The organism is Martelella lutilitoris, assembly GCF_016598595.1.
Lineage (GTDB): Bacteria > Pseudomonadota > Alphaproteobacteria > Rhizobiales > Rhizobiaceae > Martelella > Martelella lutilitoris_A.
In genome coordinates, this window is the sequence record NZ_CP066786.1 from 1,087,487 (window position 1) to 1,113,679 (window position 26,193).

The following is a 26,193-nucleotide window of genomic DNA, read 5'->3' on the forward strand; positions in this document are numbered from 1 at the left end:
CCTCAGTCGATGATATTGAGGCGGATCGCCTTGGCCACTAGCTGCGCCCGGTTGACGCAATCCATCTTGCGGATGGCGTTGGCCAGGTAGGCGTTGACCGTATGGTCCGATAGCCCGAGAATGCCGCCGATCTCGTGCGATGTCTTGCCTTCTGCCGTCCAGCGGATCACCTCCGTTTCGCGCGCCGACAGGCTGCCCATGGGGTGGCCGGGAGGATCGCGCAGTTCGCCGTGACGCCTGAGGGCGCGCCGGGCGATGCGGGTGAGGGCGAGTTCTTCCTTGCTGCCGAGCGGCTCGCGATTGCCGAAAAACAAGAGCGCCGTCTGCCGGCCCATGTCGGCGACGAAAGTGAACACGACCCCCATATTGATCCCCAGGGCCCGCATCCGCTGGGCAAAATCGGTCCGGCTCAGGTCATCGCATTTGAGGATATCGTCGAGAGACCATTGCAGCGGCGTGCCGGCGCGCCTGTGGGCGGGCGCGAAGGGCATGGAGCGCAGGAGGCCGACATGATCGTGGGATTCGATGAAAGGACGAGGCAGCGTGGTGCAGTGTACGAGAACAGGCGCGATTGCCGCCCGCGGTTTCGGCACATCCATCAGCGTGAAATGGATCATGCCGAAATGTGATGCAATCGACGCGAGCAGCCTTGCAAGGATCTCGATCTCTGCGGCAAGGTCGATATCGCGCATAAATTGAACTGTCTTGGCTTCTTCCGGAGGCCGCATGCCCTCGCCTCGCTTGGTATTGTTATTGTTTTCCATAGTGCAACAATGAGGATCTCCGTTTGCCGCGCATCTGCCGGCAAGCCCGGTTGTGGCCGGATCGCTCAACCGGCCATGCAACCTTTTCTGGCAATATACATGTACCGCCGGTAATGTCGAGTTGCGCTAAAATAAAAGATGCTCTTTTTACGGGTAAGTTTCGCGCCAGATCGATTGCTGCATTCGCCGGTCTGTCCGGGAGGGGCGTGGACGGCGCAAAGCCATGCTAATCATGAACGGTGGAGCAGCCCGTCGCGAGATCGCGTTTTCGGGCGCGCGCGTTTCGCCTGCACCGGCTCTTCCTGCCGGCGCGTCCGGTCAGGGAAAAACGGATGCGCCATTCACCCGGCGCTTCGGAACGCCCTTCGGACGAAGCGGACCTGGCGCATCGGTCCGAAGACCGGAACCGGTCTTCGGAAAGCATATTGAGGGTGTTCAGCAAGCGGGAGCATGCGTCAGAACGGAGAACGTGCTGAAAGCGCGAATCTAGCCCGCGTGGCGATGCTCTTCCTGCGCCAGGTCCGCTTCGACCACGGCAAGCGTCGCCATGTTGACGATGCCGCGCGAGGTGACCGAGGGCGAAAGAATGTGTGCGGGAAGGGCGCTGCCGAGCAGAATCGGCCCCACATGCAACGCATCGAGCATGCCCTGGACCACCGTCATGGTGATATGCGCGGCATCGAGCGAGGGGAAGACCAGGAGGTTGGCCTCGCCGGCGAGCGTGCTGTTGGGCATGACGCGCTTGCGAAGCACATCGGAAATGGCGGTGTCGCCGTGCATCTCGCCGTCGACTTCCAGGTCCGGCATCCGTTCGCGGATGATGGCGAGCGCCTCGCGCATGCGCGCGGCGCTTTCCGAATCGCGTGACCCGAAGTTCGAATGGGAAACGAGCGCTGCCTTGGCAACCATGCCGAAACGCGAGACGGCGCGCGCCGACTGGATCGTGGTTTCGGCGATCTCCTCGGGCGTCGGGCAGTAGGTCACGTGGGTATCGGCGAAGAAGGTCGCGCCGCGGTTGGAGATCAGCAGGCCCAGGCTGGAGAAATCGCGCACATTCTCGTGCTTGCCGATGATATTGCCGATATCGCGCAGATGCCGGTCGAAACGGCCTTCCACGCCGCACAGAAGCGCGTCCGCATCGCCGCGCTTGACGGCGAGTGCGCCGATCACCGTGGTATTGGTGCGCACGATGGTGCGCGCGCGATCCGGCGTCACGCCCTTGCGGGCAACGAAGCCGAGATATTCCTCGACATATTCCCGAAACCGCGAATCGCTTTCCGGGTTGATGATGTCGTAATCCTCCTGTGGCCGCATCCTGAGGCCGTAGCGTTTCATACGGGTCTCGAGCACGTTCGGCCGTCCGATCAGAATGGGCCTGGAAATGCCTTCCTCGACCAGCACCTGGGCGGCGCGCATCACCCGCTCGTCCTCGCCGTCGGAGAAGATCACCCGCTTCGGCTCGGCCGCCTTGGCGGCGGCGAAGACCGGCTTCATGACAAGGCCGGAGCGGAAGGCGAAGCGGTTGAGGTGATCGTAATAGGCTTCGTAGTCCCCGATCGGCCGCTCGGCGACGCCGCTTTCGGCCGCAGCCTTCGCCACGGCCGGCGCGATGCGCAGGATGAGGCGCGGATCGAAGGGGGAGGGGATCAGATAGTCGGGCCCGAAGATCAGCGGTTCGCCGCTGGAGGAATGCGGCACCTCCCAGACTTCCTCCTTGGCAAGCCCCGCGATTGCACGGACGGCGGCCATCTTCATCTCTTCGTTGATGGTGCGCGCGCCGCAATCGAGCGCGCCGCGGAAGATGTAAGGGAAGCAGAGGACGTTGTTGACCTGGTTGGGAAAATCCGACCGGCCGGTGCAGATCATCGCGTCCTCGCGTTCGGCGCGCGCGAGATCCGGCATGATCTCCGGCACGGGATTGGCCAGCGCCATGATCATCGGCTTGTCGGCCATCTGCTTCAGAAGCGCCGGCTTCAGCGCGCCCGCGACCGACAGGCCGAGGAAGACGTCGGCGCCCTCGATGTGGTCGGCCAGCGCGTGGACGTCGCTTTCCTGGGCATAAACCGCCTTCCACCGGTCCATATTGGTGGTGCGGCCCGGATAGACGAGACCGTCGATATCGAAGACCCAGATATTCTCCCGTTTGGCACCGAGCGAGACCAGAAGGTTAAGGCAGGCGAGCGCTGCGGCGCCCGCGCCCGAGGCCACGATCTTGACGTTCTCGATCGACTTGCCGGCAAGCTCAAGTCCGTTCAGGATCGCGGCAGCGACGATGATGGCGGTGCCATGCTGGTCGTCGTGAAAGACCGGGATCTGCATCTTCTCACGCAGGATGCGCTCGACCTCGAAACATTCCGGCGCCTTGATGTCCTCGAGGTTGACGCCGCCGAAGGTCGGCTCGAGCGCTGAGATCGTCGAGACCATCTCATCGATGGTCGGCGCGTCGATCTCGATGTCGAAAACGTCGACGCCGGCGAATTTCTTGAACAGCACAGCCTTGCCTTCCATCACCGGCTTGGAGGCGAGCGGGCCGATATTGCCAAGTCCGAGAACGGCCGTGCCGTTGGAGATGACGGCGACGAGGTTGCTGCGCGAGGTATATTTCGCCGCATCCGATGGGTTGTCGTGGATGGCGATGCAGGGCGCGCCAACGCCGGGAGAATAGGCAAGCGCCAGGTCGCGCTGGTTGCCGAGCGGCTTGATCGCCTGAATCTCGAGTTTGCCGGCCCGCGGATAGCGGTGGTAGAAAAGCGCCTGCTGCTGCAGGTCTTCTCCGGCGCCCTTGGTTTCTTTGGGTTCGCTCATCGTCCTGGTCTCCTTGTCCGGCGCCGGTGCCCGGTCTCCTCAATGCCGGGCGACTATATGGGCGGAAATGGCGAAACTCAATCCACCGCCGTCGCACGGCTCACGGTTTTGGCTCCGGCCTCAAGCGCTGCGGGCCAGCGCCTTCCGGCGACTGTCTGTTTACCGGGACAGATGTTTCACTCAGCGCATTTTCAGGTATTCTGGCGTCAGGACCAGTCGGCCTCACGAAGACGCAGATTGTTTCCAAAGACCGTATGGAGTCACAGATGAATAAAATGCTGCAGCCGATGGCGCCTTACTTCCTGGCCCTGCTCAGGGTCGTTGCGGGCCTGCTCTTCCTTGAACACGGCACCCAGAAGATCCTGCATTTTCCCGTGTCCGACATGCACCCGCCGATGTTCTCGCTGCTCTGGTTCGGCGGCATCCTGGAGATCGTCGGCGGCGCTCTGATCATTGTCGGGCTTTACACGCGCATTTCGGCCTTCGTGCTTTCCGGCATGATGGCGGTTGCCTATTTCATGTTCCATGCGCCCAACAGCTTCTTCCCGGCGCTCAACGGCGGCGATGCGGCGATCCTGTTCTGCTTTGTCTTCCTGTATATGGTTTTTGCCGGTCCCGGAGCCTTCAGCCTGGACGGCAAGAGGAAGCGCTGACCGTCTCGTCCTGCGGGCCGGCTTTATTGCGACGCGATGATCATCAACCGCCCCCTCTTGCGGGGCGGTCCGCCTTTCCAATGTCAGCGCGGGGTATCGCAACGGCCAGTCGCGCGTTATGGGTTGAAGACACTGCGCCGGCCTCGCATAACAGGCTCGGTCGAAAGCCCTGAAGATGATCGGAGCGGCGGGATGAACACTGATCCTGAGAACGAAAGCGATGCCCGCCTGCATGAGGCGCGGCTGCAGTTCCTGACATGGGAACGCCGGCCGGAGGATATCGATGCCCCCGCCCACCGGGCCCGCTGCGTGGCCCTGGCAAGGCGCGCGGGGGCGGTGATCGACGAAACGGCCTATGTCGCGGAAAAGGCCGCGGTCTTTACCGACAGGCTTCGTCTCGGTGCGGACTCCTACATTGCCGGCTATGCCGTGGTGCGCGGCGATATCGCGATTGGCGCCGACTGCACGGTCAATGCCTATGCCTGTCTTGCCGGAAAGGTGACCTGCGGCGATCATGTGCGCATCGCCTCGCATGCGCAGATCATGGGCTTCAACCACGGTTATGAGGATCCCGATATTCCGATCTCGCGCCAGCCGCATGAAAGCCGGGGCATCATCATCGAGGACGATGTCTGGATCGGCGCGAATGTGGTGGTGCTTGACGGCGTGCGCATCGGGCGCGGCGCGGTGATCGCCGCCGGCGCGACCGTGACCCGCGATATTCCGCCCTATATGATCGCCGGCGGCGTGCCCGCAAAGCCGATCCGAAAGCGCGGCGAGAAACGCGCGAAGGCGGGCGGCGACGTCGATGGCGCGCTTCGGGATATCAGCGAAAAGATCGGGACGGAATGGCGAGTGGTGCTTTCGGCAAACCTGCGTGACGGCGTCTACGTCTCCCGCGAGGCCGATGGAACCGCGCGTCCAAGCATGCGGCATCTCTGCGATGCGATCGAGATCGCCGCCGGGCTTGATGAAAGGCCGGAAGGATTGGACGTCGATACCGCGATTGCCGCGCTGAAAGCGGTGCAGGATCCCGTTACCGGCCTTTTTCCCGATCCCGGCCAGCCGCCGAAACCGGATCTTCCCTTACGCGAGGACGGGATTGCGCTCTATAACGTGCTCTCTGTCGGTTATGCGCTGGAGGTGCTCGGCAGCCGGCCGGACCACAGGATTGCAGCCGTCGAGCTTGATGCGCCCGATCTTTGCGCTTGGCTGGAAAGCCTGCCCTGGCGGGAGAACGCCTGGGGCGCGGGCGCTGCCGTGGATGCGATCGGCACGGCGCTTTATTTCAACGCGCGCTATTTCGAAACCGGCCGGGCGCGCGAAACGCTGTTCGGCTGGCTTGCGCTTCATGTCGACCGGGCGACGGGTCTTTGGGGCGCGCCGACAGCGGTAGAAGGCCTGCTTCAGCCGGTCAACGGCTTTTACAGGCTGACGCGGGGCACTTATGCGCAGTTCGGCCTGCCGGTGCCGCATCCCGAAGCCGCGATCAATTCCGTGCTTGCCAATTACCGCAATCATGACGGCTTTTCCGGGCCGGCCTATACGGCCTGCAACCTGCTCGACACGATCCATCCGCTTCTGACCTGCCTTGCCCAGACGGATCACCGCCGTTCCGAGGCCGAGGCGGTGGCCCGTGTGATCATCGCTCGCGCGCCGGAACGCTGGCAAGCTGATGCGGGGTTTGCCTTTGCCGACGGGCAGGAGGCGGGCCTGCAGGGCACGGAAATGTGGCTATCGGTCATCCATCTGGCGGCGAAACTGCTGAAGGGCGAGGATGCGCTGTCCTATGTGCCGAAGGGCGTCCATCGCACGGCGGCTGTCGGCCTCGGTCTTTAGCGCGTCGATTGAAGGGAAGGAGACGGCCATGACTAGGCGAAAGGCGCTTGTGGTTTATGGCGGCATGGCGCTGCACACGCCGAAGGAAGGCGCGGAGACGGTCCGCGATATTCTTGAGGCCCATGACTTCGCGGTCGATGTCACCGACGACTATGACGCGCTCGGCGCCGAGGATGTCGGGGCCAACGCCCTGGTGGTGCCGGTGATCACCGATGGCGAGCTTTCAAGGGAGAAGATGGCGAAGCTCATTGCCGCCGTTCAGGCAGGCACGGGACTTGCCGGATACCATATGGGCCTTGCCACGAGCTTTCGCGCGAGCGTGCCGTTCCGCTATGCCGCAAGCTGCTACTGGGTTGCCCATCCCGGCGACATCATCACCTATCGGGTCGATGTGACCCGCCCCGATCATCCGATCATGGACGGCATCGAGAGCTTCGAACACACGTCCGAGCAATACTACCTGAATTACGATCCGGCGGTCGAGGTGCTGGCGTCCACCACCTTTTCCGGCGCGTTCCATCCCTGGCGCAAGAATGTGGTCATGCCGGTGGTCTTCACCACGAAGCATGGCAAGGGCCGCGTTTTCTACTCCTCGCTCGGTCACACGGCCGCTGAACTCGAAATCCCCGATGTGCGCGCCATATTGACCCGTGGACTGCTGTGGGCCGCCCGGGCGCTCTGATCGGCTGCGTGGTTTCGGGGGGCGCACTCTCAAACAGGAAGGAAATACTGATGAAGCTCTATGTTTATGACCATTGCCCGTTCTGCGTGAGAGCCCGGATGCCCTTCGGGTTGAAGAATATCCCGTTCGAGCTTGCCTTCATGGCGAATGACGACGAGGAAACGCCGATCCGGATGATCGGCAAGAAAATGGCGCCCATCCTCGAGGACAAGGACGGCCATATGGGCGAGAGCCTTGATATCGTTCTCAAGGTTGACGGTCTTTCGGGCGAGCGCCTGTTTGGCGGCACGCCGCGCCGGGAGATCAGCGACTGGCTGAAGACCTGGGGCGGCACCGTCAACGCGCTGGTGATCCCGCGCACGCCGGATCCTGTCTTTCCCGAGTTCCGGACCGCTTCGGCCCGGGCCTACTTCACAGAAAAGAAGGAGGCCACGTTCGGCGCCTTCGACGGGCTTCTGGCCGAGACCGAAACCCATAAGGCCGAGATCCTGAAAGGCCTTGGGGCACTGTCGTCCTTCCTGCCCGACGCCGAAGCCTCGACCATCGACGACATCATGCTGTTTCCGACGCTGCGCTCGCTTTCGATCGTGCCGGACCTTGCCGTGCCGGAGCCGGTCGAAGCCTACCGCACCCGTATGGCGGAGCGCTGCGGCGTGCCGCTGGTGAGCGAACTGCGCAAGGCGGCCTGAGGCCGTCAGGCCATGTCCTTGCCGGTGACCTTGACGGTCGGGTCGATCCGGTTGCGCTTCGGCCGCATCAGCGGTTCCGGGCTGACGGGGTGGGTGTGGAGCATATCGGAGCCGGCCATGATGCCCTCGACGGCCTGGATTTCCAGCCGCTTGGCGTCGCGGCGGCGGATGTCGTCGGTGATCGCGGTCGCCTCGTCCTCGCTGGTGCCGAGCGCGATCAGCGTTTCCTTGCCGAAGACGAGGCCGGATTCGAGCGTCTCGCGCAACTCATACTCAACGCCGCGCTGGCGCAGCGCCAGCGTATGGCCCCGGTCGTAGGAACGGGCGTAGATGTGGGCGCGGGGGAAATTCTCCTGCACCACGTCGATCACCCGGTCGGTGATTTCGCGCTTCTGGGTGCACACGGCAACGATCTTGGCCTTTTCGATGCCGGCGGCGACCAGCACCTCCTTGCGGGTGCCGTCGCCGAAATAGATGTGGAAGCCGAAAGCCGATGCCTGACGGATACGTTCGGCCGAATAATCGATGATGGTGACGTCGCGTCCGCTCGCCAGCAGGATCTGCGCCGCGATCTGGCCGAAGCGGGAGAAGCCGACCATCAGCACGTCGGCGTCGGCGCCGTCGAAATCCTCCTCCATCTCCTCGTGGCCCTCCTGGCGCGTCGTGATCCGCTCGGCCAGCCGCACGCAAAGCGGCGTCGCGACCATGGAAAGCGTCACCACCGCAATCAGCACCGAGGCGGTGGCGTTGGACAGGACGCCCGCCGCCGCCGCCGTCGAGAACATGACGAAGCCGAATTCGCCGCCCTGGGGCAGAAGTGCGGCAATGCGGATCGCCTCGTCGTGGCCCGAGCCTGAAACGCGACAGAGCCCGTAGATCACCGCTGCCTTGACGGCAAGGAGCACCGGCACGGCGATGACGATGAGCAGGAGGTTGTTATAGACCACCTGGAGCTCGAGAGAGAGCCCGACGGCGATGAAGAAGATCGACAGAAACACGCCCCGGAATGGCTCGATATCGGCCTCCAGCTCATGGCGGTAGGATGATTCGGCGAGCATCACCCCGGCGAGGAAGGCGCCCATGGCCATGGAGAGCCCCACCATCTGCATGGCCATGGCCGAGCCGATGACGAGGAACAGCGCCGCGACGATCATCACCTCGCGCGCGCCGGTGGCGGCGATGATCTGGAACACCGGCGTCAGCACATAGCGGCCGGCGGCGACCATCAGCGCGACCACGAGAAGGGCAAGCGCCGCGCTCGTCAGCATGTCGGCGGTTGTTGCCTCCTCCACGCCGCCGCCGAGGATGCTGACAAGCGCCAGAAGCGGCACGATGGCGATATCCTGGAACAGCAGCATGGAGAAGGAGCGCTGGCCATAGCGGGTGTTCACGTCACCATTGTCGTCGAGGATCTGCATGGCGAAGGCCGTGGATGACAGGGCAAGGCCGGACCCGGCAATCACGGCGGCGCTCCAGTTGCCGACGCCGCCGAGATAGGCGAGCGGCACGAGGATTGCGCCGGTGACCGCGACCTGGACAAGGCCGAGGCCGAAAATATCCTTGCGCATGGTCCACAGCCGCGCCGGCTTCAGCTCCAGCCCGATCATGAACAGCAGGAAGACGATGCCGAGTTCGGCGACGTGGAGAACCTCCTCGCCATTCGAGATGCGCTGCAGAACCGGGCCGATGATGACGCCGCCGGCAAGGTAGCCGAGAACCGTGCCGAGCCCCAGCCGCTTGAAGATCGGCGCCGCAATCGCGGCCGCCCCCAGCATCCAGACGGTTTCGGTGAAGAGGCTCTGCGACGTCGCCATATGCTGGTCCCTGAATGCAAAGAAAAAGAACGGTCGGGGCGCACGATACTTGATGCGATGGGAAGTGAACAATAAATGGAAGCCCAAGGAAAGGCCAATGCCCATGTCATCGAAACTATCCCACAAAGAGTCCGGCCAACTGATCGACCGCGCGGCGCGGATTCTCGCGCTTGCGAAACAGAAAGGCGCCGACGCCGCCGATGTGGTTGTCTCCGAAGGGGCTTCCAGCAGCATATCGGTGCGCGAGGGCAAGCGCGAGAACGCGCAGGCCTCCGAAAACCGGGGCTTTTCGCTGCGCGTTTTTTCCGGCGCGAAGGTCGCAAGCGTCTCGACCAATACCGATGACGATGTCGAGACCCTTGTGGACCGGGCGCTGGCCATGGCCCGGGTTTCGCCGGAAGATCCTTTCGCAAGCCTCGCCGATCCCGACCTGCTGGCGCGCGATGTGCCGGATCTCGATCTTTACGATCCGGCGGACGTTTCGACCGAAACGCTTGCGGCGCGCGCGCTTGCTGCAGAGGAGGCAGCGCTTTCGGTCGACGGCGTCACAAGAAGCTCGGGCGCCGGGGCGGCGCGCGGTGCGGTTTCCTTCGCGCTGGTGACCTCGCACGGCTTTGCCGGCGGCTATCGCCGTTCCTATTCATCCACGTCGGTCTCGGTCGTCGCCGGCGAGGGCGCGAGCATGCAGCGCGACCATGACAGCGACGCACGCTCCCACGACGGCGATCTGCGCCCGGCAGAGGAGATCGGCCGGCAAGCCGGGGAGCGCGCGGTCGCACGCCTTTCCCCGCGCCAGCTTGAAACCCGAAAGGGCGCGGCCGTGCTGTTCGAGGCGAGGCAGGCGCGCAGCCTCCTCGGCCATCTGGCCGGCGCGATCTCGGGCTCTGCCGTTGCCCGCAAGACCAGTTTCCTGCGTGATCGCCTCGGCAAGCAGATAGTGAAGGCCGGGGTGAACGTGATCGACGACCCGTCGATCCGGCGCGGCGCGGGCTCCCAGCCCTTCGATGGCGAGGGCGTGGAAAGCCGGAGGCTGGCGATGGTCGAGGACGGCGTGTTGCAGCAGTGGTTCCTGTCCACCGCGCTTGGGCGCGAACTGGGTTTTGAAACCAACGGACGCGGCACGCGCGCGGGCAATTCGCTTTCCGCGTCGCCGACAAACCTTTCCCTCGAGCCCGGCGACAAGAGCCCGGAAGAGCTGATGCGGGAGATCGGGACCGGGCTCTACGTGAGCGAACTGATCGGCCAGGGCGTCAACATGGTGACCGGCGAATATTCGCGCGGCGCCAGCGGCTTCTGGATCGAGAACGGCGAGATCGCCTATCCGGTCTCGCAGGTCACCATTGCCGGCAATCTGAAGGACATGTTCCTGTCCATGACGCCGGCAAATGACCTTGACCGCCTTTACTCGATTGCCGCGCCCAGCATTCTTGTCGAGGGGCTTACGCTTGCCGGGCGCTAGATGCGCTCTCGCAAAAGCGCCGGAAGGCTCTATATCTTGCTCTCGTTCCCAATCGGCCGTTGAGGCCGAGCGACCGGGTCGCCCCCGGAAAGGCAGATGCGTTTGACTGATCATGAAACCGCCGCCGAGGACTGGTCGTCCGATCTCGCGCTGATTGAAGAAGCGGCGCGGGAGGCGGGCGCCGTCGCGTTGTCGCATTTCGGCCAGGACCCGGAAGTGTGGTGGAAGAATGGCGGCCAGTCGCCGGTCAGCGCTGCCGACTATGCCGCCAACGCATGCCTCGAGGCGATCCTGACCCGGGCGCGGCCGGACTATGGCTGGCTTTCGGAGGAAAGCCGGGACGATCTTCGCCGGCTTGAGACCGAGCGTGCCTTCGTCGTCGATCCGATCGACGGCACGCGCGGGTTTCTGGGCGGGCAGACGAACTGGGTGGTCAGCGTCGCCGTGGTCAGCCGCAAGCGACCGGTGGCCGGCGTTCTCGTGGCGCCTGCGCTCGGCGATGTCTACACGGCGATGGAGGGCGGACCGGCGCTGCTGAACGGCGTGGCGATCCGGGCTTCTGAAAGCCGGGGCGGGCCGGACGATGGCGAACTCGCGCTTTGCCTGCCCGCGAGCCTCGCAGACCGCTTCCAGCCGCATTTTCGGGAAAGGATGAGGCGGGCGGCCTATATCCCTTCGCTCGCCTACCGGCTTGCGCTCGTGGCCGAGGGCCGGCTTGACGGCACGCTGGTCAAGCCGAACTCCCACGACTGGGACCTGGCCGCGGCCGACATCATCCTTTCGCGCGCCGGAGCGACGCTTCTCGATGACAGAGGCAAAGCGCTTTTCTATAACCGTCCGGGCGTGCGTCACGGTACGCTTTTTGCCGGCAACCGGGCGCTGGTCGGCACGCTGTTGCGGCAATTCGGCCCGCCCGGACAATCTTGACAAGCCCGTGCAAACCTTCGACACACTGGCCGGAGGAATTGAGGTAAACGAAAAAGTGAGGCTCACCATGGCTGATACGGTTGAAAACAAGCAGTTGCTGCATCTCGTCTTCGGCGGCGAACTGGAAAACCTGAAAAGCATGAAATTCACCGATCTCGACGCGCTCGACATCGTGGGCATCTATCCGAATTACGCGAGCGCCCATGCGGCCTGGAAATCAAAGGCCCAGCAGACGGTCGACAACGCCCATATGCGTTACTTCATTGTTCATCTGCACCGCCTTCTCGATCCCGAAAGCTGATCCTCGCGAGCGGCTTCCTTTTTTTCGCCGCACGGACATGTTTTAGAAGTTCTGCAGATTAGCGCATTCTATGTAAGTAGATTTCTGCGTTACTTTGCGTTTTTTTGTTGAACGCATCGGCAAAACGACATTTTTGGAAAATGTTGGCTTGGTCCGGATTCCCGCTTGGTGGTATTTCTAGGAACAGGTGATTCGCGTTTTGGTAGCGGTGCGGCTGCCTGTCCTTAGGTTATGAACGGGGATGCGGACGAAGGTATGAAAACTGGTTCATCAGTTTGGCTCGCCAAAAACGGGTACCGGCTCGGTGGTGTTCTCGGCTATCCTCTATTATGGGCGATACTTCAGTATCGCAAGCACAAGGGCAAGGAAGAACGCGGTCGCCTCGGCGAACGTTTCGGGCGGTCCGGGCGCATCCGTCCGGACGGGCCGCTGGTCTGGGTCCATGCCGCAAGCGTCGGCGAAACGCTTGCCGTGACGCAACTGATCGAGGAGATCAAGGGCTGCGGTCTTTCCATTCTCCTGACGACGGGAACCGTCACTTCGGCCAGGCTCGCCGCGGAGCGTTTCGGCGATGACGTGATCCACCAATATGTGCCGATCGACGCGATCCCGGCCGTCTCCCGGTTTCTCGACCACTGGCGGCCGGATCTGGCCGTCAATGTGGAGACGGAGGTCTGGCCGGTCACGATCGGCGAGCTTGCCCGCCGCAAGATTGCGCAGATCATCGTCAACGGCCGGATTTCCGATCGCTCCTTCGAACGCTGGATGCATCGCCGGGAACTGGCGCGCAGCCTGTTCTCGCGCTTTTCCCTGGTCATGGCCCAGACCGACCTCGACGCCGAACGGTTCTCCGATCTCGGCGCCCTGCATGTCACGGTGACCGGCAACCTGAAGGTTGATCGCGATGCGCCGCCGGCCGATGACCAGCTTGTCCGGACCCTGCGCGAGGCGATCGGAGAGCGGCCCGTCTGGGCCGCGATTTCGACCTTTGACGGCGAGGAGAAGATCGCCGCCGACGTGCATGTGGCGCTACGCGGCAAGCATCGCGGCCTCCTGACCGTGATCGTGCCGCGCCATCCCGATCGCGGCGATGTGCTGGCGGGGCTCTTTGCCGCGAAGGGGCTGAATGTCTGCCGTCGTTCGCTCGGCGAAATACCGGCGGAAGAGACGGATATTCTTCTGGGCGACACGATGGGGGATATGGGCCTTTACCTGCGCCTCACCGAAATCGCTTTCGTCGGTCGTTCGCTGGTTGCCAAGGGCGGGCAGAACCCGCTGGAGCCGGCCATGCTCGGCGCGGCGGTGATCACCGGCCCCTATATCGACAATTTCCGCGACACCTACAGGCAGCTTCGCCAGCGCGGCGCGGTGCGCACCGTCGAAGGACCGGAAGCGCTGATGCAGTCGGTCGATTTTCTCCTGAGCGACCGGGATGCGCGCGGCCTGATGATTTCGGCCGGCTATGCCGGCGTCCGGGACATGCGCGGCGCGCTGATCAAGACGATGAAAGGGATGGAGCGCTTTCTGGCGCCCCTGCGGCTGGAAGCCCGGTTCTTCGCCCGGCCGCGGCCCGTTCCTGAAAAGAAGCGCACCGTCAATATCAAGGACAAGATTGCGAGCCAGGATCTGCGCAAGGCTCTTCGCTGAAGGCGCGCCCTTTCCTCTTGTCGTCAAACGGGGGCGGCCTTTTTCGCATGAAGACGACAATCCATGCATTCTGGTGGCGCAAGGGCCATGTGCAGAGCTTCGTTCTCTGGCCGTTCTCGCGCCTTTACGGGGCCATCGCCGGCCGTCGCATGCGGCGGGCGAAAGGGGCAAGCGTTTCCGTTCCGGTCCTGTGCGTGGGCAATTTCACCGTTGGCGGAACCGGGAAGACGCCGGTCGCCGAAGCGCTGGCGAAGGCGGCCATTGCCGCGGGTCGAAAGCCCGGTTTCGTGTTGCGGGGCTACGGTGCGAGGGTAACCTCGGCGCGTCTGGTGGATCCTGAACGGCATACCCATGCCGATGTGGGCGACGAGGCGCTGATGCTCTCGCGCACCGCGCCCGCGGCCGTTTCGCCCGGACGGGTCGATGCGGCCGAACTTCTGGTCGGCGCGGGCGTCGATTTCATCATCATGGATGACGGGCTGCAGAGCGGCAGGCTGAGGCCCGACTTCACGGTCGCCGTGGTGGATGCCAGGCGCGGCTTCGGCAACGGCTTCTGCCTGCCGGCGGGGCCTTTGCGAGCGCCGCTTGCCGCCCAGTTTCCGAAAACCGATGTCGTTCTCCTCAACGGCGAGGGACCAGGCGCCGCGGATGTCGCCGCTGTTGCGCGGCAGGCGCATGTGCCGATCGAGCGTTTCAGTCAGATGCCGGCGGGCGATGAGGCCGACCGGCTCGCTGGCCGGCGTGTGCTCGCCTATGCCGGGATCGGCGACCCCGACAAGTTCTTCGATACCCTTGAAGGGCTAGGCGCCGTCGTCGCGGAACGGGTTCGGCTTGGCGACCACGAAGCGATCACGCCCGCGCTCGCCCGCGACCTTGTCGCGCAGGCGGGCGCGGGTGGGCTTCTGCCGGTCACGACCGCGAAGGATATGGCCCGGCTGGCCGGGACGAAGGACCGAGACCTTGCCGCTCTTGGCGCGTCGAGCGCGGTTTTGGAAATCATGGCTGTTTTCGACGATCCGATGATGGCCGATTGCCTGGTATCGGCCGCTGCCGATGCTTTCAAGCGGCGGGACGGCAGGTCAGCCTGATCGAGCTGAGCCGATGCCGCCAGGCCTCCGGTTCGATTTGGTGTGGGCAAATGACGTCGATTGTCGTATTCTCGGCCTGTGCCGAGAGAGAAAGAATATCGGTAGGGTGCCATGAGGATATTGTCTGGCGATGTGCGCCCCGCGAAAGCGGACGATGCGGAGAAGATCGCAAACGTGCACTGGCGCGCCTGGCAGCATACCTATGCGGGCATTATTCCCCATGCCGTTCTGCAGAGGATGATCACCGAGCGCAATCTTTCCTGGTGGAGGCGTGCGATAGCCAGCGAGGAAACGCTTCTGGTGCTCGCTGTCGAGGGCGAGCCAGTGGGCTATGCCAGCGTCGGCCTCAACCGTGTGAAGACACTGCCGCAGGAAGGCGAGATCTACGAAATTTATCTTCTGCCCGAATATCAGGGTCTCGGCTTTGGCCGCGAACTGTTCGAGGCGGCGCGCCGGCTGCTGAATTCGCTCGGCTGCAAAGGCACGATCTGCTGGGCGATCGATACGCTCGACCAGGCCGCCCTCTTCTTCAGCGGGCTCGGCGGCAAGCCTCTCGCCTTCGCCGAGGAGCACTATGGCGACCGGCTGATCGGCAGGATTTCCTACGCCTGGGACTGACTGTGGTGGCCTGCGGCACACGCCGACCGGGAAATTAACGGAAGTCATTTCGCGTTATTGCTTTGTCCGTCCAATTTGATTATCCAAGTCGCGATATTTTCCCTGTTTGGAGGCACCTATGCGTATTGAAGCGATTTCCATCGGCAAGAACCCGCCGGACGATATCAACGTTATTGTCGAAGTGCCGATGGGCGGCCAGCCGATCAAATACGAGATGGACAAGGATGCCGGCGTGCTGGTCGTCGACCGCTTCCTCTATACGCCGATGATGTATCCCGGCAATTACGGCTTCGTGCCCCACACGCTTTCCGATGACGGCGACCCGATCGACGTGCTGATCTGCAATTTCCGGCCGCTGATGCCCGGTTGCGTGATCAATGTCCGCCCGATCGGCGTGATGATGATGGAAGACAATTCCGGCAAGGACGAAAAGATCATCGCCGTCCCGTCGCAGGACGTCAGCGCCCGTTTCGACAAGGTCCAGAATTTCACCGACATTCCGGAAATCCAGCTGAAACAGGTCGAGCACTTCTTCGAGCACTACAAGGATCTGGAACCCGGCAAATGGGTCAAGATCTTCGGCTGGCACGATGTCAATGAAGCCAAGAAACTGATCGTCGAGGCGATCGAACGCGCCAAACAGAAGGGCTGAGGCTTTTCACGTTCCGCGCCTTCGGTGTGATGCGCGCAACGACGACGCCGGGTCTCGAGAGCCCGGCGTTTTCAGTTGTATCAAGACAGACGACCGGCTCGCGCGGGCAAACCGGGCGACCGGCAACCGCTGCAAAGCTCCCGAGCGCTCAGTAAAACTGCGGGATCAGGCCGGTCACGATCAGGCGCTGCAGGAAGAACACGATCAACAGGACAATCACCGGGGAAATGTCGATTCCGCCGAGGTTGGGCAGGAAATTTCGGATCGGTCGATAGACCGGCTCGGTGATGGCGTAGAGCGCGCGGCCGATCGAATTGATGAATTCGCTGCGCGCGTTGATGATGTTGAACGCATAAAGCCAGGAGAATATGGCGCTGGCGATGATCACCCACTTATAGATTTCAAGTGCGTAATAAACCGTCTCGAGTAGCGCGATCATTGAAAACTCCCGTTTTTTCCTTGCAAACATTTAGACATTCAAATCTAAACGGGCAAGGGGCCTCTGGTCTTCGGCGGTTGAGATCGTTCGAAAATCCGGAACAGTCTCGCTATTCGTTTTCCGGAAAGCCTTGTCCAGATGATAAACTCGGAGACCGGCGCCCGCTTCGACGCCTTTCGACACCGAAGCTACGCCCTTTACTTCTTCTCGCGCTTCCTCGGCACCTTTGCCGTCCAGATCGTCTCCGTCGCCGTTGGCTGGCAGATGTATGACGAAACCGGAAACGCCTTCTATCTCGGCCTGATCGGACTTTTCCAGTTCCTGCCCTCGCTGCTTCTGACGCTGGTGACCGGTACGATCGCCGACCGTTACAACCGGCGGATGATTGCGGCGATCTGCTTTGCCGTCGCCACCGCGTGCGCCGCCGCCCTGCTGACGATCACCGCGCTCGGGCTTTTCTCGCCCTGGCCGGTCTTCGCGCTTCTGGCCGTTTTCGGCACGGAGCGAGCCTTTTCGGGGCCCGCGCTGCAGTCTCTGGCGCCGAACCTGGTGCCGGAAAAGGACCTTGCCAACGCGATTGCATGGAATTCCTCGTCCTGGCAGATCGCCTCCATCGTCGGGCCGGTCGCCGGCGGCTTGCTTTACGGCGGCGGCGCGGTGCTGGCCTATTCCACCGCCCTTGCGCTTTTCGCCGGCGCGACCGTGCTGATGCTGATGGTGCCGAAACCTGCGAACCGGCGTCCGCAAAGCGCCGTTTCGTTTGAAAGCATCCTCGCCGGCTTCCGCTTCATCACCACCGAGAAGGTCGTGCTCGGCGCGATCTCGCTCGACCTGTTCGTGGTGCTTCTCGGCGGCGCCGTGGCGCTGATGCCGGTCTTTGCGCGCGATGTTCTCGATCTCGGTCCCTGGGGGCTCGGCCTTCTGCGCGCCGCGCCCGGCGTTGGCGGGGTGCTCGTCGCGCTGGTTCTGGCAAGCGTGCCGATCCGCCACCATGCCGGCTACTACATGTTCGTGGGCGTCGCCCTTTTCGGCCTGTCAACGATTGTCTTCGGTGTTTCCGCCAGCCCGTGGATTTCGATTGCGGCGCTTGCGGTAATGGGCGGTGCGGACATGATTTCGGTCTATGTGCGCGAAACCCTGATCGCGTTGTGGACGCCGGACGAATTGCGCGGCCGGGTCAATGCCGTGAACATGGTGTTCGTCGGCGCCTCCAACGAACTCGGCGAGTTCCGCGCCGGCACCATGGCCCATGTCATCGGGGCGGTCCCCGCCGTTATCTTCGGCGGTGTCGGGTCGCTGGCGGTCGCCGGCATCTGGGCGATGAAATTCACCAAGCTGCGCAATGTCGACAGTCTGGAGACGCCCGACCATCTCGTCGGGCGATAGGACCCGCTCAGCCGGCTTCCTCGAAGACGATGTCGAGGAAATTGTCGAGCCAGGCTTTCAGGGCGCGGTCGTGCAGCATGCGGCCTTCCAGATGCGCGCTGCCCGGCTGCGCCTTCGGCAGGGTGAAACGGCTTGCGCCGCGCACCACCCAGCTCTGCATCATCATCCGCGTTAGCTCGGCGTGAAACTGCACGCCGTAAGCCTTCTTGCCGTAACGATAGGCCTGGTTGGGGTAAAGGTCGCCGCGCGCCAGCAACTCGGCCCCGCGGGGCAGCTCGAATCCTTCTCGGTGGAACTGGTAGACCATGGAGGGCCATTTCATCAGCATCCGGCCATTGTTGGTGGCCTCGATCGGATACCAGCCGATCTCCACCGAGCCGTCATGATTGCCGTAGACCTTCGCGCCCAGTTGTCGGGCCAGCATCTGCGCGCCGAGGCAGATGCCGAGGAAGGGGCGATCTTCCTTGAGCGGAACATCAAGCCAGTCGATCTCGCGGCGGACATAGTCCTCATTGTCGTTGGCGCTCATCGGGCCGCCGAAAACGACGGCGCCGGAGTGGTTTTCGAGCGTTGAAGGCAGGGTGTCGCCGAGGGCAGGGCGTCGAATGTCAAGGGGGAAGCGCTTCTGCATGAGCAACTGGCCGACCCGCCCGGGCGTCGAACGTTCCTGATGCAGGATGATCAGGACCGGTTTCTTTCTGTCATTCATCGCTTTCGCTATCTTTCTCGTCCGCAATCTTCGCCCGTTTCAGCGCCGCTCGTCGTTCCAGCACACGGTCGCGTCCGGAAACGCCGACCAGTTCGGCAATCCGCCAGACCACATTGTCTTCCATCTCGGTGCGGTTGCCATCGGCATAGGCGATGTCCCAGAGCAGCCCGATCAGCCGGATGCGCTGGTCTTCATCGAGATGCCGTTTCACATCGGAGGTGAAGCGGTAGAAGTCGACGGCCTCGCTGCCGGCCTCTTCGCCGGCCGTGATCAGATCCTCCAGCCCCGCGCCATGCAGGCCGTACTGGCTTTCCATCAGTTCGCGCAGGCGCTTCTGCTCGCTTTCGCTCACCACGCCGTCGGCTTCCATCACCTGATAGCAGAGCGCAACGACGGCGACGCGGGCATCATTCGGCCGGGCGCTTTCATCCGCGCCGTCATTGGTGATGTCCTGGAGGAACCGGCTGATTTTTTCGAACATGCGGGAAGTGCCTTGCTGGTGAGTCTGAAAACATCATGGCGCGCTGACGCTCTTCCGCCAATAGGCCAATAGCACCCGAGCAGTCAAATTACGGTTATGACAATTGCCAGGACGGCCGGTCAGAAAAATCTGCGCTTTTTCGCCGGCGGCGGATCGTCGTCTTCACCGTCGTCAATGCCCGGATCATCCGGCGTGCGTCCACCGAAGGGCGAGAGACCCGCTTTCCTGTCGGCCTCCTCTTCCTCCTCCGGACCGCTTTCGGCGGGGCGGGGCGGCGCGTACGCGTCCTCGGCCGGCTTGTCGGCGGAAACAGGATCCGCATGCGCGGCCTTCCGGTCGCCCACCGGCTCGCCATTCGCCTCTATGCCATCGGCAGGCGCTTCCCTCGCCGTCTCGGAGGCTTCAGGCTGTTCGCGTGCCTCCTCCTCGCTTCGGGCAGGGGAGCGAGCATCGTTTTCTTCTGTCTCGGCGATATGCGCGGCCTCGGCGACGGCGGCCGGCGCGGCGGCAGCCGCATCGATCACCGTCGGGGCTTCCGGTTTGTCACCGGTCGGGCCCTTCGGGGCATCGCTTGTCATGGCCTCGGCTTCCGCCTCTGCCGCGTCATCGAAGACCGGAGCGTCGTCGGCCGGCTTGTCATCATCCGCCTTCGCGCCGCCGACGGGCGGCAGGCTCTTCAGGGCCTCGTCCAGACGTGTCGCCGAGCCTTCCTCGACCGGCCCCTCGATCGCGCCATAGGGCACTTTCCACTCGAAGGCGTCGATCTTGCCGGTCGCCGGCGAGAAGGGGCGCCAGTATTCGGACACCAGGCCGTCGGCCACCCAGGTCGGGTCCCGCTCGGCGCGCAGCGCCTGCGCCATCCAGTGGCGCACGCGGCCCTGGTCGCCGGTCTCCGCTTCCTCGATATCGGCGAGCAGGAGGAAGGCGCTTTCGCGCGGCTGCATGCGGGCGGCGGCCTCTGCCTTGGTGCGCGCCTTGTCGAATTCGCGCGCATCGAGCGCTGCCCGGGCGACCACCATAAGCGAAACCGGATTGTTGGGCTTCAGACCCTCCAGCTTCTCGGCCCGCTTCAGTCGGTCCACCGCGGTGTCGCCGCCCCGCGCCCGCACATAGAGCGCGCCGGTCTGCGGGTGCGGCTCCTTCTTCCAGACCATTTCCAGCACGCCGGCGGACTTTCTCAGATTGCCCTGCGCCAGATAGGCCTTGGCGGCAATGATCGCCGCCGGATGAAAATCATCGCGCAGCTTCAGCGCCTGAAGCGCGTCGGCGGCTGCGCCCTTGGTGTCGGTGTCGAGCTTGCTTTCCGCCCGCGCCGTCAGAAGCACGGACTTCAGGCGGGCGGAATCCTGCTTGTCGGTCACCCTGGCGGAACGCTGCTGATCCAGCAGGCGGATGGCATCATCCCAGCGGCCCTGACGGGTGCGAGCCTCGAGCGTCGCCTTGGCGGCCCAGGCAAGATAGGGCGCCTTGTCGGCGGCGCGCTCGGCATATTGCTGGGCGGCTTCTTCCGCGCCGACGCGCTTGGCCTCAAGGTAAAGCCCGCGCAGGCCAAGTTCCTGCGTTTCCGGGTCTTCGGCCATGGTCTCGAACAGCCGGCGGGCCTTGTCGTGATTGCCCTCGATCAGCGCCACCTGCGCATCCAGCACATGAATGAGCGGTTCCTGGTCGACGCTGAGCAGCGCGTGGGCGCGCGTGCTCATCTTGCGCGCCATCACCAGATTGCCGGAACCGGCCGCAATCAGCCCCGTGGAGATCGCCTGATAGCCGCGATCCCGCTTGCGGGCGCGGAAATAACGGCGAACGCTGTTGGGCGAGGTCCAGAGCGCGCTCACCAGCCACCAGACCACCATGACGACGAAAATCAGCGCGATCAGCAGCGCCAGCGCCGTGGTCAGCGGCGTCTGGAACAATTGTCCCTGCCAGGTCAGCGTCAGTTCGCCGGGACGGTCCGCGAACCAGGAAAAACCGAGCGCGAAGGCGAGAACGACGAGCGCGAAGATAAGCAGCCTGATCATGTCGTTCCTTCCTTAGTTGGCTGGGGCCGTCGCGGCGCCCGCAACCGGCGCGCCGGCGGTGCTGGAAAGCGCGCCGGACAGCGCTTCCGACACCAGGTCATCGGCCTTGATGCGGGCGGATAGCGATTTTTCGAAATCCGCGGAAACGGCCCTGGCGTCTTCGGGAAGCGATTGCCATTCCTGCTCGGCCTGTTTCAGCTTGCCTGCTTTGAGGTTGTTCTCGATGCGCGCGACGATCGCCGGCACGCCGTCGCCCTGGACATTACCGACGGGTCGTACATTGACGAGGCCCTTGGCGCTGTCGACGAGACGATTGAAGATACCGGTATCGGGCGGCGGCTGGTCGGCGGCCTCGATGATGTCGTTGGCAAGAGACGAAAACTGTTCGGTCAGGGCCTCACGCGTCGGCACGCCGTCTTGCGCCAGCGATTGCAGCGCGGATAGGTCGGCATTCTGAGGCGCGACCTGGGCATAGGTGGAGAGTTCGGCGGCGAAATCATCGCCCCGGTCAATGGCCGATTTCAGACCGGCGGCCGCGATCGCGCGGGCAACGGCAAGGTCCTTGCCGGGCGTGTTCACCTTCTGCTCGAGGGCGGCGAGTTTCTGCTGCATGGCCTGCTGGTCGGAACTGATCGCGCTCTTCAGGTTGTCGTTTTCCTGGGCAAGCGATTGCAGTTGGCTGGCATCCGACTGAACCGTCTTCTGCAGCTCGGCCACCTGGCTTTGAAGGGCGGAAAGGCTGTCGCCACCGGCGCCGGAGAGGCTTTCGACCCGTTCCTTCAGGGCTGAGAGATCAGACTGGAGCGTGCTGACCACGTTTGACTGGTCGCCGGATTTGAGTGCCGTAACGTCCTGGCGAAGCGCGGCAAGCTCGTCCTGCAGTTTTGCCGAAGGGCCGGTCTGGCTCAGGACGCCGGAATAGAAAAGCGCGGCGGCTCCGGCAAGGGCGATCACGCCTCCGGCAAGCCCTGCCGCAAGCAGAGTCCCTGCGCCGGGCCCGCGCCGGTTGTCTTCCGGCGGTTCGTCATTCTTGGGCGGCGGAGGCATGCCGCCGCCATCCGAAGCGGTCTCGGCGTTCTTTTCGTCGACGTCCGTCCCGTCCGTCTCGGCCGGCGTCTCGTCGGCGCCGTGCGCCTCGTGGCGCTTGATCGCGGCGGCGACATCGGCCATCGCGGTCTTGACGGCATCATCATTCTTCTCGTGCGCAACGGGCGGGTTTGCGGATTCGCGAGCGTCGCCTTCCGCCGGCGTCACGGTATTCTCCTCGCGTTTATCGTTCTTCGGGGGCTGTGACGGCGTGTCCGAAACCATGGTTACCTCTTTTGCGCTTCATGCCGCTAAGTTAGAGGGCGCGCGCTGTTTAGAAAAGGTCTTTGTGGGCTTGTTGTTCCCGGCAAAAGGTCGAACGCGACAAAACGCCGTCAATTCAGAAGCGCGAGCAGGCCTTCCTCGTCTGGCGCCCCGGCAATCCTGACCGAGGCGGAGAGGCAAGCGGGAACCGATGCCGCCACCTTGGCGCTGAGACAGAGGAAAAGCGGGTTGAGCCCGTGTCGCGCGAGCAATTGCGCCGGGACCAGCGCAAAGAAGCGCGCGGCCGCGGCCGCCGAGTAAAGCAGCACGGCTTCGGGCCTCGCCTCCTCCAGAACGGCGTCGACCGGCAGGTCGGCAACGGGGCGCATCGCATAGGCCGTCACAGTTTCGAAGGCGACGTCGAGCCGTCGAAGCGCCTCCTCGAAGAAGGGCGCCCGCGGGTCGCCGGCGAGATAAAGCAGCGGGCCATCGCCTGAGGGCGGGAAAGCGGCTATGGTCTCGGCCAGACGTTCTCCGTCGCCGCCGCCATCGATGACCTGGGTAAAGCCCGCAGCGCGGGCGGCGTCGGCGGTTTTTCTGCCGACGGCGAAAACCGGCAGGTCCCTGAAACCGGGCGCATCGCGGCTCGCTTCAACGTTTTCAAGCGCCTCGGCGCTGGTGACGGCAAGCGCCCGCCAGTGTCTCGCTGCAAGGGCCGCTTTCACGACATCGTCAAAATGCACGGGTCGGAAGAGCGGCAAGGAAAAGGCCTCGTGACCCATGGCGGCGAGGCGTGCGCAGGTGCGTTCCGCCTTCTCTTGCGGTCGGGTCACCAGAACGCGCATGGTCAGGTCCAGTCTTCGAAGAAGCCCGGCCCCGCGCGTTTCTTCAGCTGTTCGCCGGCCCAACGCCCGATTTTCTGCGCTTCCCCGCGCATGCCGTCGGTGACGATGTCGTGCGCCGTCGCGCCGTCCGGCGTCAGGATCATGCCGGAAAACGAAATGCGCTCGTTGAAACAGCGGGCATAGGCCGCGATCGGCGTGCGGCAGGAACCGTCGAGGGCAGCGAGAAAGGCGCGCTCGCAGGTGACCGCGATGGCCGTATCCGCGTCGTTGACCGGCGCGAGCAGATCACCGATGCGCCGGTCGCCCGAGCGCTGTTCGATGCAGATCGCGCCTTGGGCGGGGGCGGGCAGGAAATCGCGCACGCTCAAAACCTCGGTCGCCACATCGTCCATGCCGAGGCGCTTGAGGCCGGCATTGGCGAGAAACGTGCCGTCGACCACGCCGTCGGCCAGCTTCCGCAGCCGCGTCTGGACGGAGCCGCGAAACAGCACCACCTCGATATCCGGTCTCAGGCGGCGAATCAGCGCCTGGCGACGCAGCGAGGAGGAGCCGACGACCGCGCCCTGCGGCAGATCGGCCAGTTTTTTCACGTCCCGGCCGATGAAGGCGTCGCGCGGGTCGGCGCGCGGCAGGAAGGTGGAGAGTTCAAGCCCTTCCGGCAGTGTGGTCGGCATGTCCTTCGACGAATGCACGGCGAAATCGAGTTCGCCCGAGAGAAGCTGCGCCTCGAGTTCTTCGGTGAAAAGACCCTTGCCGCCGATCGCCGAGAGCGGCCGGTCGGTGATCCGGTCGCCTTTGGTCGAAAGCACCACGATCTCGAACATGTCTTCCGGCAGGCCATGGGCCGCCATCAGCCGGTCGCGCGCCTCATGGGCCTGTGCGAGCGCCAGCGGGCTGCCGCGCGTGCCGATCCTCAAAGGTTTCGTTTGCATCCTGCGTCCACCGTTGTTACCGGGTGTTTCGTAAACTGGATTGCGCGCCGCCGCAAATGTTCGTCTGAGCCCATGAACAAGAAGTCTGTCTTTCTCGGTATTGAATCGAGCTGTGATGAAACCGCCGCCGCCATTGTCGCGCGCGATGCGGACGGGCGCGGCGAAATCCTCGCCGATGTGGTGCTGAGCCAGCTTGAAGAACATGCGGCCTTCGGCGGCGTGGTGCCGGAAATTGCCGCCCGCGCCCATGTGGAGGCGACGGACCGGCTGATTGCCGAGGCTCTTGAGCAGTCCGGAGTTTCGCTTTCCGAACTGGACGGCATTGCCGCGACCATAGGGCCGGGGCTGATCGGCGGCCTGATCGTCGGCGCCATGAGCGGCAAGGCGATGGCCTATGCGGCGAACAAGCCCTTCTACGGCGTCAATCACCTCGAAGGCCATGCGCTGACGGCGCGGCTGACAAACGGCGTGAAATTTCCTTTCCTGATGTTGCTGGTTTCCGGCGGTCATACGCAGATCGTTCTCGTGAAGGGCGTCGGACAGTATGAGCGCTGGGGCACGACCATTGACGACGCGCTGGGTGAGGCCTTCGACAAGACGGCGAAGCTCCTGGGTCTCGGTTACCCCGGCGGCCCGCAGGTGGAAGCGGCGGCGAAGGCCGGCGATCCGAAACGCATTCCCCTGCCGCGCCCGATGAAGGGCGAGGCGCGGCTCGATTTCTCCTTTTCCGGCCTGAAGACGGCCGTGCGGCAGGCGGCGCAGAACCTTGCGCCGCTGGGCGAGCAGGATGTCGCCGATCTCTGCGCCGCCTTCCAGTTGGCTGTTGCCGAAACGCTGCGCGATCGCGTCGGCCGGTCGCTTGCCCGCTTCAAGGCAGAGGGATTTGCGGCAGAAAACCGACCGGCGCTGGTTGTCGCCGGCGGTGTTGCCGCCAACAGCGCCATCAGGGCGGTCCTGACATCCCTGTGCGAGAGCCAGGGCTTCGCCTTCGTGGCGCCGCCTTTCAGGCTCTGCACGGATAATGCGGTGATGATCGCCTGGGCCGGGCTCGAGCGGGCAGCCGCCGGCTTTTCCGCAGATGGGTTCGAAGTGCCCGTGCGCTCGCGCTGGCCGCTGGATGCCAAGGCGACCGCCCTGATCGGCAGCGGAAGGAAAGGTGCGAAAGCATGAGCGAAAAGAAAAAGACTGTCGTCATCGGTTCGGGCGCGTTCGGTACGGCGCTCGCCGCCGTCTTTGCCCATGAGGGCGAGGACGAGGTAACGCTGCTCGGCCGCAATGCCGGGCTGATCGAGGCGATGCGCGAAAGCCGCCGCCATGAGGCGGTGCTGCCGGGCATTACCCTGCCCGAGGCGCTGAATTACACGATCGACCCGTCTATCCTCGGCGTGGCCGATACGGTGGTGCTCGCCGTTCCCGCACAGGCGCAGCGGGCTGCCGCCCTTTATTATGCGCCCTATCTGAACAAGGATGCCGTCATCGTTTCCGCCGCCAAGGGCATTGAGCGGGCAAGCGGCAGGCTGATCACCGATGTCCTGAACGAGGCGCTGCCGCACCACCATGCCGGCGCGCTGTCCGGTCCCGGTTTTGCCATTGATCTGGCGGGCGGGAAGCCGATTGCCATGGCGCTGGCCTTCCGCGACCGCACGCTTGCGCGCGAGACGGCGACGATCCTTTCCGGCCGGACCTTCCGCATCTATGCCTCCGGCGATCCCGTCGGCGTGCAGATCGGCGGGGCGCTGAAGAACGTTCTGGCGATCGCCTGCGGCATTGTCGAGGGCGCGGATCTCGGCGAATCGGCGCGCGCGGCGCTGATCGCGCGCGGCCTTGCCGAAATGTCGCGGCTTGCCGTCGCCATGGGCGGCGAGGCCGAGACCGTGCGCGGCCTCTCCGGTCTCGGCGACCTGGTGCTGACCGGCTCCTCGCGCCAGTCGCGCAATTTCCGCTATGGCGTGGCGCTTGCCGAGGGCAATTTCGACAACATCAATGCGGCGCTTGTCGAAGGGGTCTATTCTGCCTCCGTCGCCAGCGAGCTTGCCGAAAGTTACGGCGTGCAGATGCCGATCTCGAACGCGGTCGCCCGCGTGCTGGACGGCAAGCTCGGCATCCCGCAGGCGCTTGAAGAACTGATGACCCGGCCGATCACGACCGAATGAGAAAC

Annotated in this window: 24 protein-coding genes; 14 read left to right on the forward strand and 10 right to left on the reverse strand. The window is 64.0% G+C overall.

Translation table 11 applies throughout. The features are described from left to right. Positions 1 to 2 precede the first annotated feature (2 nt). Complete coding sequence (locus JET14_RS22695; RefSeq protein WP_246750521.1) at positions 3 to 692, reverse strand: helix-turn-helix transcriptional regulator; 690 nt, start codon at positions 690 to 692, stop codon at positions 3 to 5. Between the two features lie 558 nt (positions 693 to 1,250). Next, a complete protein-coding gene (locus JET14_RS05005) occupies positions 1,251 to 3,569 on the reverse strand; it encodes an NADP-dependent malic enzyme (RefSeq protein ID WP_200337074.1) in 2,319 nt (772 codons plus the stop codon). Positions 3,570 to 3,835: 266 nt separating this feature from the next. Between JET14_RS05005 and JET14_RS05010 the strand changes: the two genes are divergently transcribed. The 4 genes from JET14_RS05010 (at position 3,836) to grxB (ending at position 7,432) form a co-directional block, all read left to right on the forward strand. Next, a complete protein-coding gene (locus tag JET14_RS05010; RefSeq protein WP_036237249.1) occupies positions 3,836 to 4,222 on the forward strand; it encodes a DoxX family protein in 387 nt (128 codons plus the stop codon). Between the two features lie 192 nt (positions 4,223 to 4,414). Beyond that, the gene (locus JET14_RS05015; RefSeq protein ID WP_200337075.1) at positions 4,415 to 6,061 is read left to right on the forward strand and encodes an acyltransferase; all 1,647 of its coding nucleotides are present in this window, start codon (positions 4,415 to 4,417) and stop codon (positions 6,059 to 6,061) included. 28 nt (positions 6,062 to 6,089) lie between these two features. Next, on the forward strand, positions 6,090 to 6,743 hold the full coding sequence (locus JET14_RS05020; protein ID WP_200337076.1) for a ThuA domain-containing protein: 654 nt from the start codon (positions 6,090 to 6,092) through the stop codon (positions 6,741 to 6,743). A 50-nt stretch (positions 6,744 to 6,793) separates the two neighbouring features. Then, positions 6,794 to 7,432: a glutaredoxin 2 gene (gene grxB / locus JET14_RS05025; protein ID WP_200337077.1), complete on the forward strand. Its 639-nt coding sequence runs from the start codon at positions 6,794 to 6,796 to the stop codon at positions 7,430 to 7,432. Between the two features lie 5 nt (positions 7,433 to 7,437). Here grxB and JET14_RS05030 read toward each other — a convergent pair whose 3' ends face one another. After that, on the reverse strand, positions 7,438 to 9,246 hold the full coding sequence (locus JET14_RS05030) for a monovalent cation:proton antiporter-2 (CPA2) family protein (RefSeq protein ID WP_200337078.1): 1,809 nt from the start codon (positions 9,244 to 9,246) through the stop codon (positions 7,438 to 7,440). Positions 9,247 to 9,349: 103 nt separating this feature from the next. On the opposite strand from JET14_RS05030, the gene JET14_RS05035 reads away from it, so the two are divergent. The 7 genes from JET14_RS05035 (at position 9,350) to ppa (ending at position 15,938) form a co-directional block, all read left to right on the forward strand. Further along, on the forward strand, positions 9,350 to 10,705 hold the full coding sequence (locus tag JET14_RS05035; RefSeq protein ID WP_200337079.1) for a TldD/PmbA family protein: 1,356 nt from the start codon (positions 9,350 to 9,352) through the stop codon (positions 10,703 to 10,705). A gap of 96 nt (positions 10,706 to 10,801) precedes the next feature. After that, positions 10,802 to 11,632 (forward strand): 3'(2'),5'-bisphosphate nucleotidase CysQ, encoded by an 831-nt coding sequence (locus JET14_RS05040; RefSeq protein ID WP_200337080.1) that lies wholly within the window; start codon positions 10,802 to 10,804, stop codon positions 11,630 to 11,632. 67 nt (positions 11,633 to 11,699) lie between these two features. Further along, positions 11,700 to 11,933 carry a DUF4170 domain-containing protein gene (locus tag JET14_RS05045; RefSeq protein WP_024706547.1) on the forward strand — a complete coding sequence of 78 codons (234 nt, stop codon included), beginning with the start codon at positions 11,700 to 11,702 and terminating at the stop codon, positions 11,931 to 11,933. A 255-nt stretch (positions 11,934 to 12,188) separates the two neighbouring features. Continuing rightward, entirely contained in the window at positions 12,189 to 13,580 is a 1,392-nt protein-coding gene (locus JET14_RS05050) for a 3-deoxy-D-manno-octulosonic acid transferase (protein WP_200337081.1), read from the forward strand. Positions 13,581 to 13,627: 47 nt separating this feature from the next. Next, complete coding sequence (lpxK, locus tag JET14_RS05055) at positions 13,628 to 14,668, forward strand: tetraacyldisaccharide 4'-kinase (protein ID WP_200337082.1); 1,041 nt, start codon at positions 13,628 to 13,630, stop codon at positions 14,666 to 14,668. Positions 14,669 to 14,779: 111 nt separating this feature from the next. Beyond that, positions 14,780 to 15,286 (forward strand): GNAT family N-acetyltransferase, encoded by a 507-nt coding sequence (locus JET14_RS05060; protein ID WP_024706550.1) that lies wholly within the window; start codon positions 14,780 to 14,782, stop codon positions 15,284 to 15,286. 118 nt (positions 15,287 to 15,404) lie between these two features. After that, the gene (ppa, locus tag JET14_RS05065; RefSeq protein ID WP_024706551.1) at positions 15,405 to 15,938 is read left to right on the forward strand and encodes an inorganic diphosphatase; all 534 of its coding nucleotides are present in this window, start codon (positions 15,405 to 15,407) and stop codon (positions 15,936 to 15,938) included. 148 nt (positions 15,939 to 16,086) lie between these two features. On the opposite strand, the gene JET14_RS05070 is transcribed toward ppa, so the two are convergent. Beyond that, entirely contained in the window at positions 16,087 to 16,377 is a 291-nt protein-coding gene (locus JET14_RS05070; RefSeq protein WP_024706552.1) for a YggT family protein, read from the reverse strand. A 138-nt stretch (positions 16,378 to 16,515) separates the two neighbouring features. On the opposite strand from JET14_RS05070, the gene JET14_RS05075 reads away from it, so the two are divergent. Continuing rightward, a complete protein-coding gene (locus tag JET14_RS05075) occupies positions 16,516 to 17,763 on the forward strand; it encodes an MFS transporter (protein ID WP_200337083.1) in 1,248 nt (415 codons plus the stop codon). Positions 17,764 to 17,770: 7 nt separating this feature from the next. Here JET14_RS05075 and JET14_RS05080 read toward each other — a convergent pair whose 3' ends face one another. The 6 genes from JET14_RS05080 to hemC form a co-directional block, all read right to left on the reverse strand. Then, a complete protein-coding gene (locus JET14_RS05080) occupies positions 17,771 to 18,472 on the reverse strand; it encodes a glutamine amidotransferase (protein ID WP_200337084.1) in 702 nt (233 codons plus the stop codon). Further along, positions 18,465 to 18,953: a TerB family tellurite resistance protein gene (locus JET14_RS05085; RefSeq protein WP_200337085.1), complete on the reverse strand. Its 489-nt coding sequence runs from the start codon at positions 18,951 to 18,953 to the stop codon at positions 18,465 to 18,467. The genes JET14_RS05080 and JET14_RS05085 overlap by 8 nt, the downstream gene beginning before the upstream one ends. Before the next feature lie 119 nt (positions 18,954 to 19,072). Continuing rightward, positions 19,073 to 20,968, reverse strand: a complete 1,896-nt coding sequence (locus JET14_RS05090) for a heme biosynthesis HemY N-terminal domain-containing protein (protein ID WP_200337086.1) — start codon at positions 20,966 to 20,968, stop codon at positions 19,073 to 19,075. Positions 20,969 to 20,980: 12 nt separating this feature from the next. Beyond that, a complete protein-coding gene (locus tag JET14_RS05095) occupies positions 20,981 to 22,279 on the reverse strand; it encodes a COG4223 family protein (RefSeq protein WP_200337087.1) in 1,299 nt (432 codons plus the stop codon). A 110-nt stretch (positions 22,280 to 22,389) separates the two neighbouring features. Next, entirely contained in the window at positions 22,390 to 23,103 is a 714-nt protein-coding gene (locus JET14_RS05100; protein ID WP_200337088.1) for a uroporphyrinogen-III synthase, read from the reverse strand. A gap of 2 nt (positions 23,104 to 23,105) precedes the next feature. Beyond that, complete coding sequence (gene hemC, locus JET14_RS05105; RefSeq protein ID WP_200337089.1) at positions 23,106 to 24,035, reverse strand: hydroxymethylbilane synthase; 930 nt, start codon at positions 24,033 to 24,035, stop codon at positions 23,106 to 23,108. 72 nt (positions 24,036 to 24,107) lie between these two features. On the opposite strand from hemC, the gene tsaD reads away from it, so the two are divergent. Together tsaD and JET14_RS05115 are read left to right on the forward strand one after the other, a co-directional pair. Then, positions 24,108 to 25,205: a tRNA (adenosine(37)-N6)-threonylcarbamoyltransferase complex transferase subunit TsaD gene (tsaD, locus tag JET14_RS05110; RefSeq protein ID WP_200337090.1), complete on the forward strand. Its 1,098-nt coding sequence runs from the start codon at positions 24,108 to 24,110 to the stop codon at positions 25,203 to 25,205. Then, a complete protein-coding gene (locus JET14_RS05115; RefSeq protein WP_200337091.1) occupies positions 25,202 to 26,188 on the forward strand; it encodes an NAD(P)H-dependent glycerol-3-phosphate dehydrogenase in 987 nt (328 codons plus the stop codon). Before tsaD ends, JET14_RS05115 begins: the two co-directional genes overlap by 4 nt. Positions 26,189 to 26,193: the final 5 nt, after the last annotated feature.

Coding starts and splice junctions, on each gene's coding strand:
- JET14_RS22695 (WP_246750521.1), bottom strand. CDS start 692: ATGCGCGATATCGACCTTGCCGCAGAGATCGAGATCCTTGCAAGGCTG.
- JET14_RS05005 (WP_200337074.1), bottom strand. CDS start 3,569: ATGAGCGAACCCAAAGAAACCAAGGGCGCCGGAGAAGACCTGCAGCAG.
- JET14_RS05010 (WP_036237249.1), top strand. CDS start 3,836: ATGAATAAAATGCTGCAGCCGATGGCGCCTTACTTCCTGGCCCTGCTC.
- JET14_RS05015 (WP_200337075.1), top strand. CDS start 4,415: ATGAACACTGATCCTGAGAACGAAAGCGATGCCCGCCTGCATGAGGCG.
- JET14_RS05020 (WP_200337076.1), top strand. CDS start 6,090: ATGACTAGGCGAAAGGCGCTTGTGGTTTATGGCGGCATGGCGCTGCAC.
- grxB (WP_200337077.1), top strand. CDS start 6,794: ATGAAGCTCTATGTTTATGACCATTGCCCGTTCTGCGTGAGAGCCCGG.
- JET14_RS05030 (WP_200337078.1), bottom strand. CDS start 9,246: ATGGCGACGTCGCAGAGCCTCTTCACCGAAACCGTCTGGATGCTGGGG.
- JET14_RS05035 (WP_200337079.1), top strand. CDS start 9,350: ATGTCATCGAAACTATCCCACAAAGAGTCCGGCCAACTGATCGACCGC.
- JET14_RS05040 (WP_200337080.1), top strand. CDS start 10,802: ATGCGTTTGACTGATCATGAAACCGCCGCCGAGGACTGGTCGTCCGAT.
- JET14_RS05045 (WP_024706547.1), top strand. CDS start 11,700: ATGGCTGATACGGTTGAAAACAAGCAGTTGCTGCATCTCGTCTTCGGC.
- JET14_RS05050 (WP_200337081.1), top strand. CDS start 12,189: ATGAAAACTGGTTCATCAGTTTGGCTCGCCAAAAACGGGTACCGGCTC.
- lpxK (WP_200337082.1), top strand. CDS start 13,628: ATGAAGACGACAATCCATGCATTCTGGTGGCGCAAGGGCCATGTGCAG.
- JET14_RS05060 (WP_024706550.1), top strand. CDS start 14,780: ATGAGGATATTGTCTGGCGATGTGCGCCCCGCGAAAGCGGACGATGCG.
- ppa (WP_024706551.1), top strand. CDS start 15,405: ATGCGTATTGAAGCGATTTCCATCGGCAAGAACCCGCCGGACGATATC.
- JET14_RS05070 (WP_024706552.1), bottom strand. CDS start 16,377: ATGATCGCGCTACTCGAGACGGTTTATTACGCACTTGAAATCTATAAG.
- JET14_RS05075 (WP_200337083.1), top strand. CDS start 16,516: ATGATAAACTCGGAGACCGGCGCCCGCTTCGACGCCTTTCGACACCGA.
- JET14_RS05080 (WP_200337084.1), bottom strand. CDS start 18,472: ATGAATGACAGAAAGAAACCGGTCCTGATCATCCTGCATCAGGAACGT.
- JET14_RS05085 (WP_200337085.1), bottom strand. CDS start 18,953: ATGTTCGAAAAAATCAGCCGGTTCCTCCAGGACATCACCAATGACGGC.
- JET14_RS05090 (WP_200337086.1), bottom strand. CDS start 20,968: ATGATCAGGCTGCTTATCTTCGCGCTCGTCGTTCTCGCCTTCGCGCTC.
- JET14_RS05095 (WP_200337087.1), bottom strand. CDS start 22,279: ATGGTTTCGGACACGCCGTCACAGCCCCCGAAGAACGATAAACGCGAG.
- JET14_RS05100 (WP_200337088.1), bottom strand. CDS start 23,103: ATGCGCGTTCTGGTGACCCGACCGCAAGAGAAGGCGGAACGCACCTGC.
- hemC (WP_200337089.1), bottom strand. CDS start 24,035: ATGCAAACGAAACCTTTGAGGATCGGCACGCGCGGCAGCCCGCTGGCG.
- tsaD (WP_200337090.1), top strand. CDS start 24,108: ATGAACAAGAAGTCTGTCTTTCTCGGTATTGAATCGAGCTGTGATGAA.
- JET14_RS05115 (WP_200337091.1), top strand. CDS start 25,202: ATGAGCGAAAAGAAAAAGACTGTCGTCATCGGTTCGGGCGCGTTCGGT.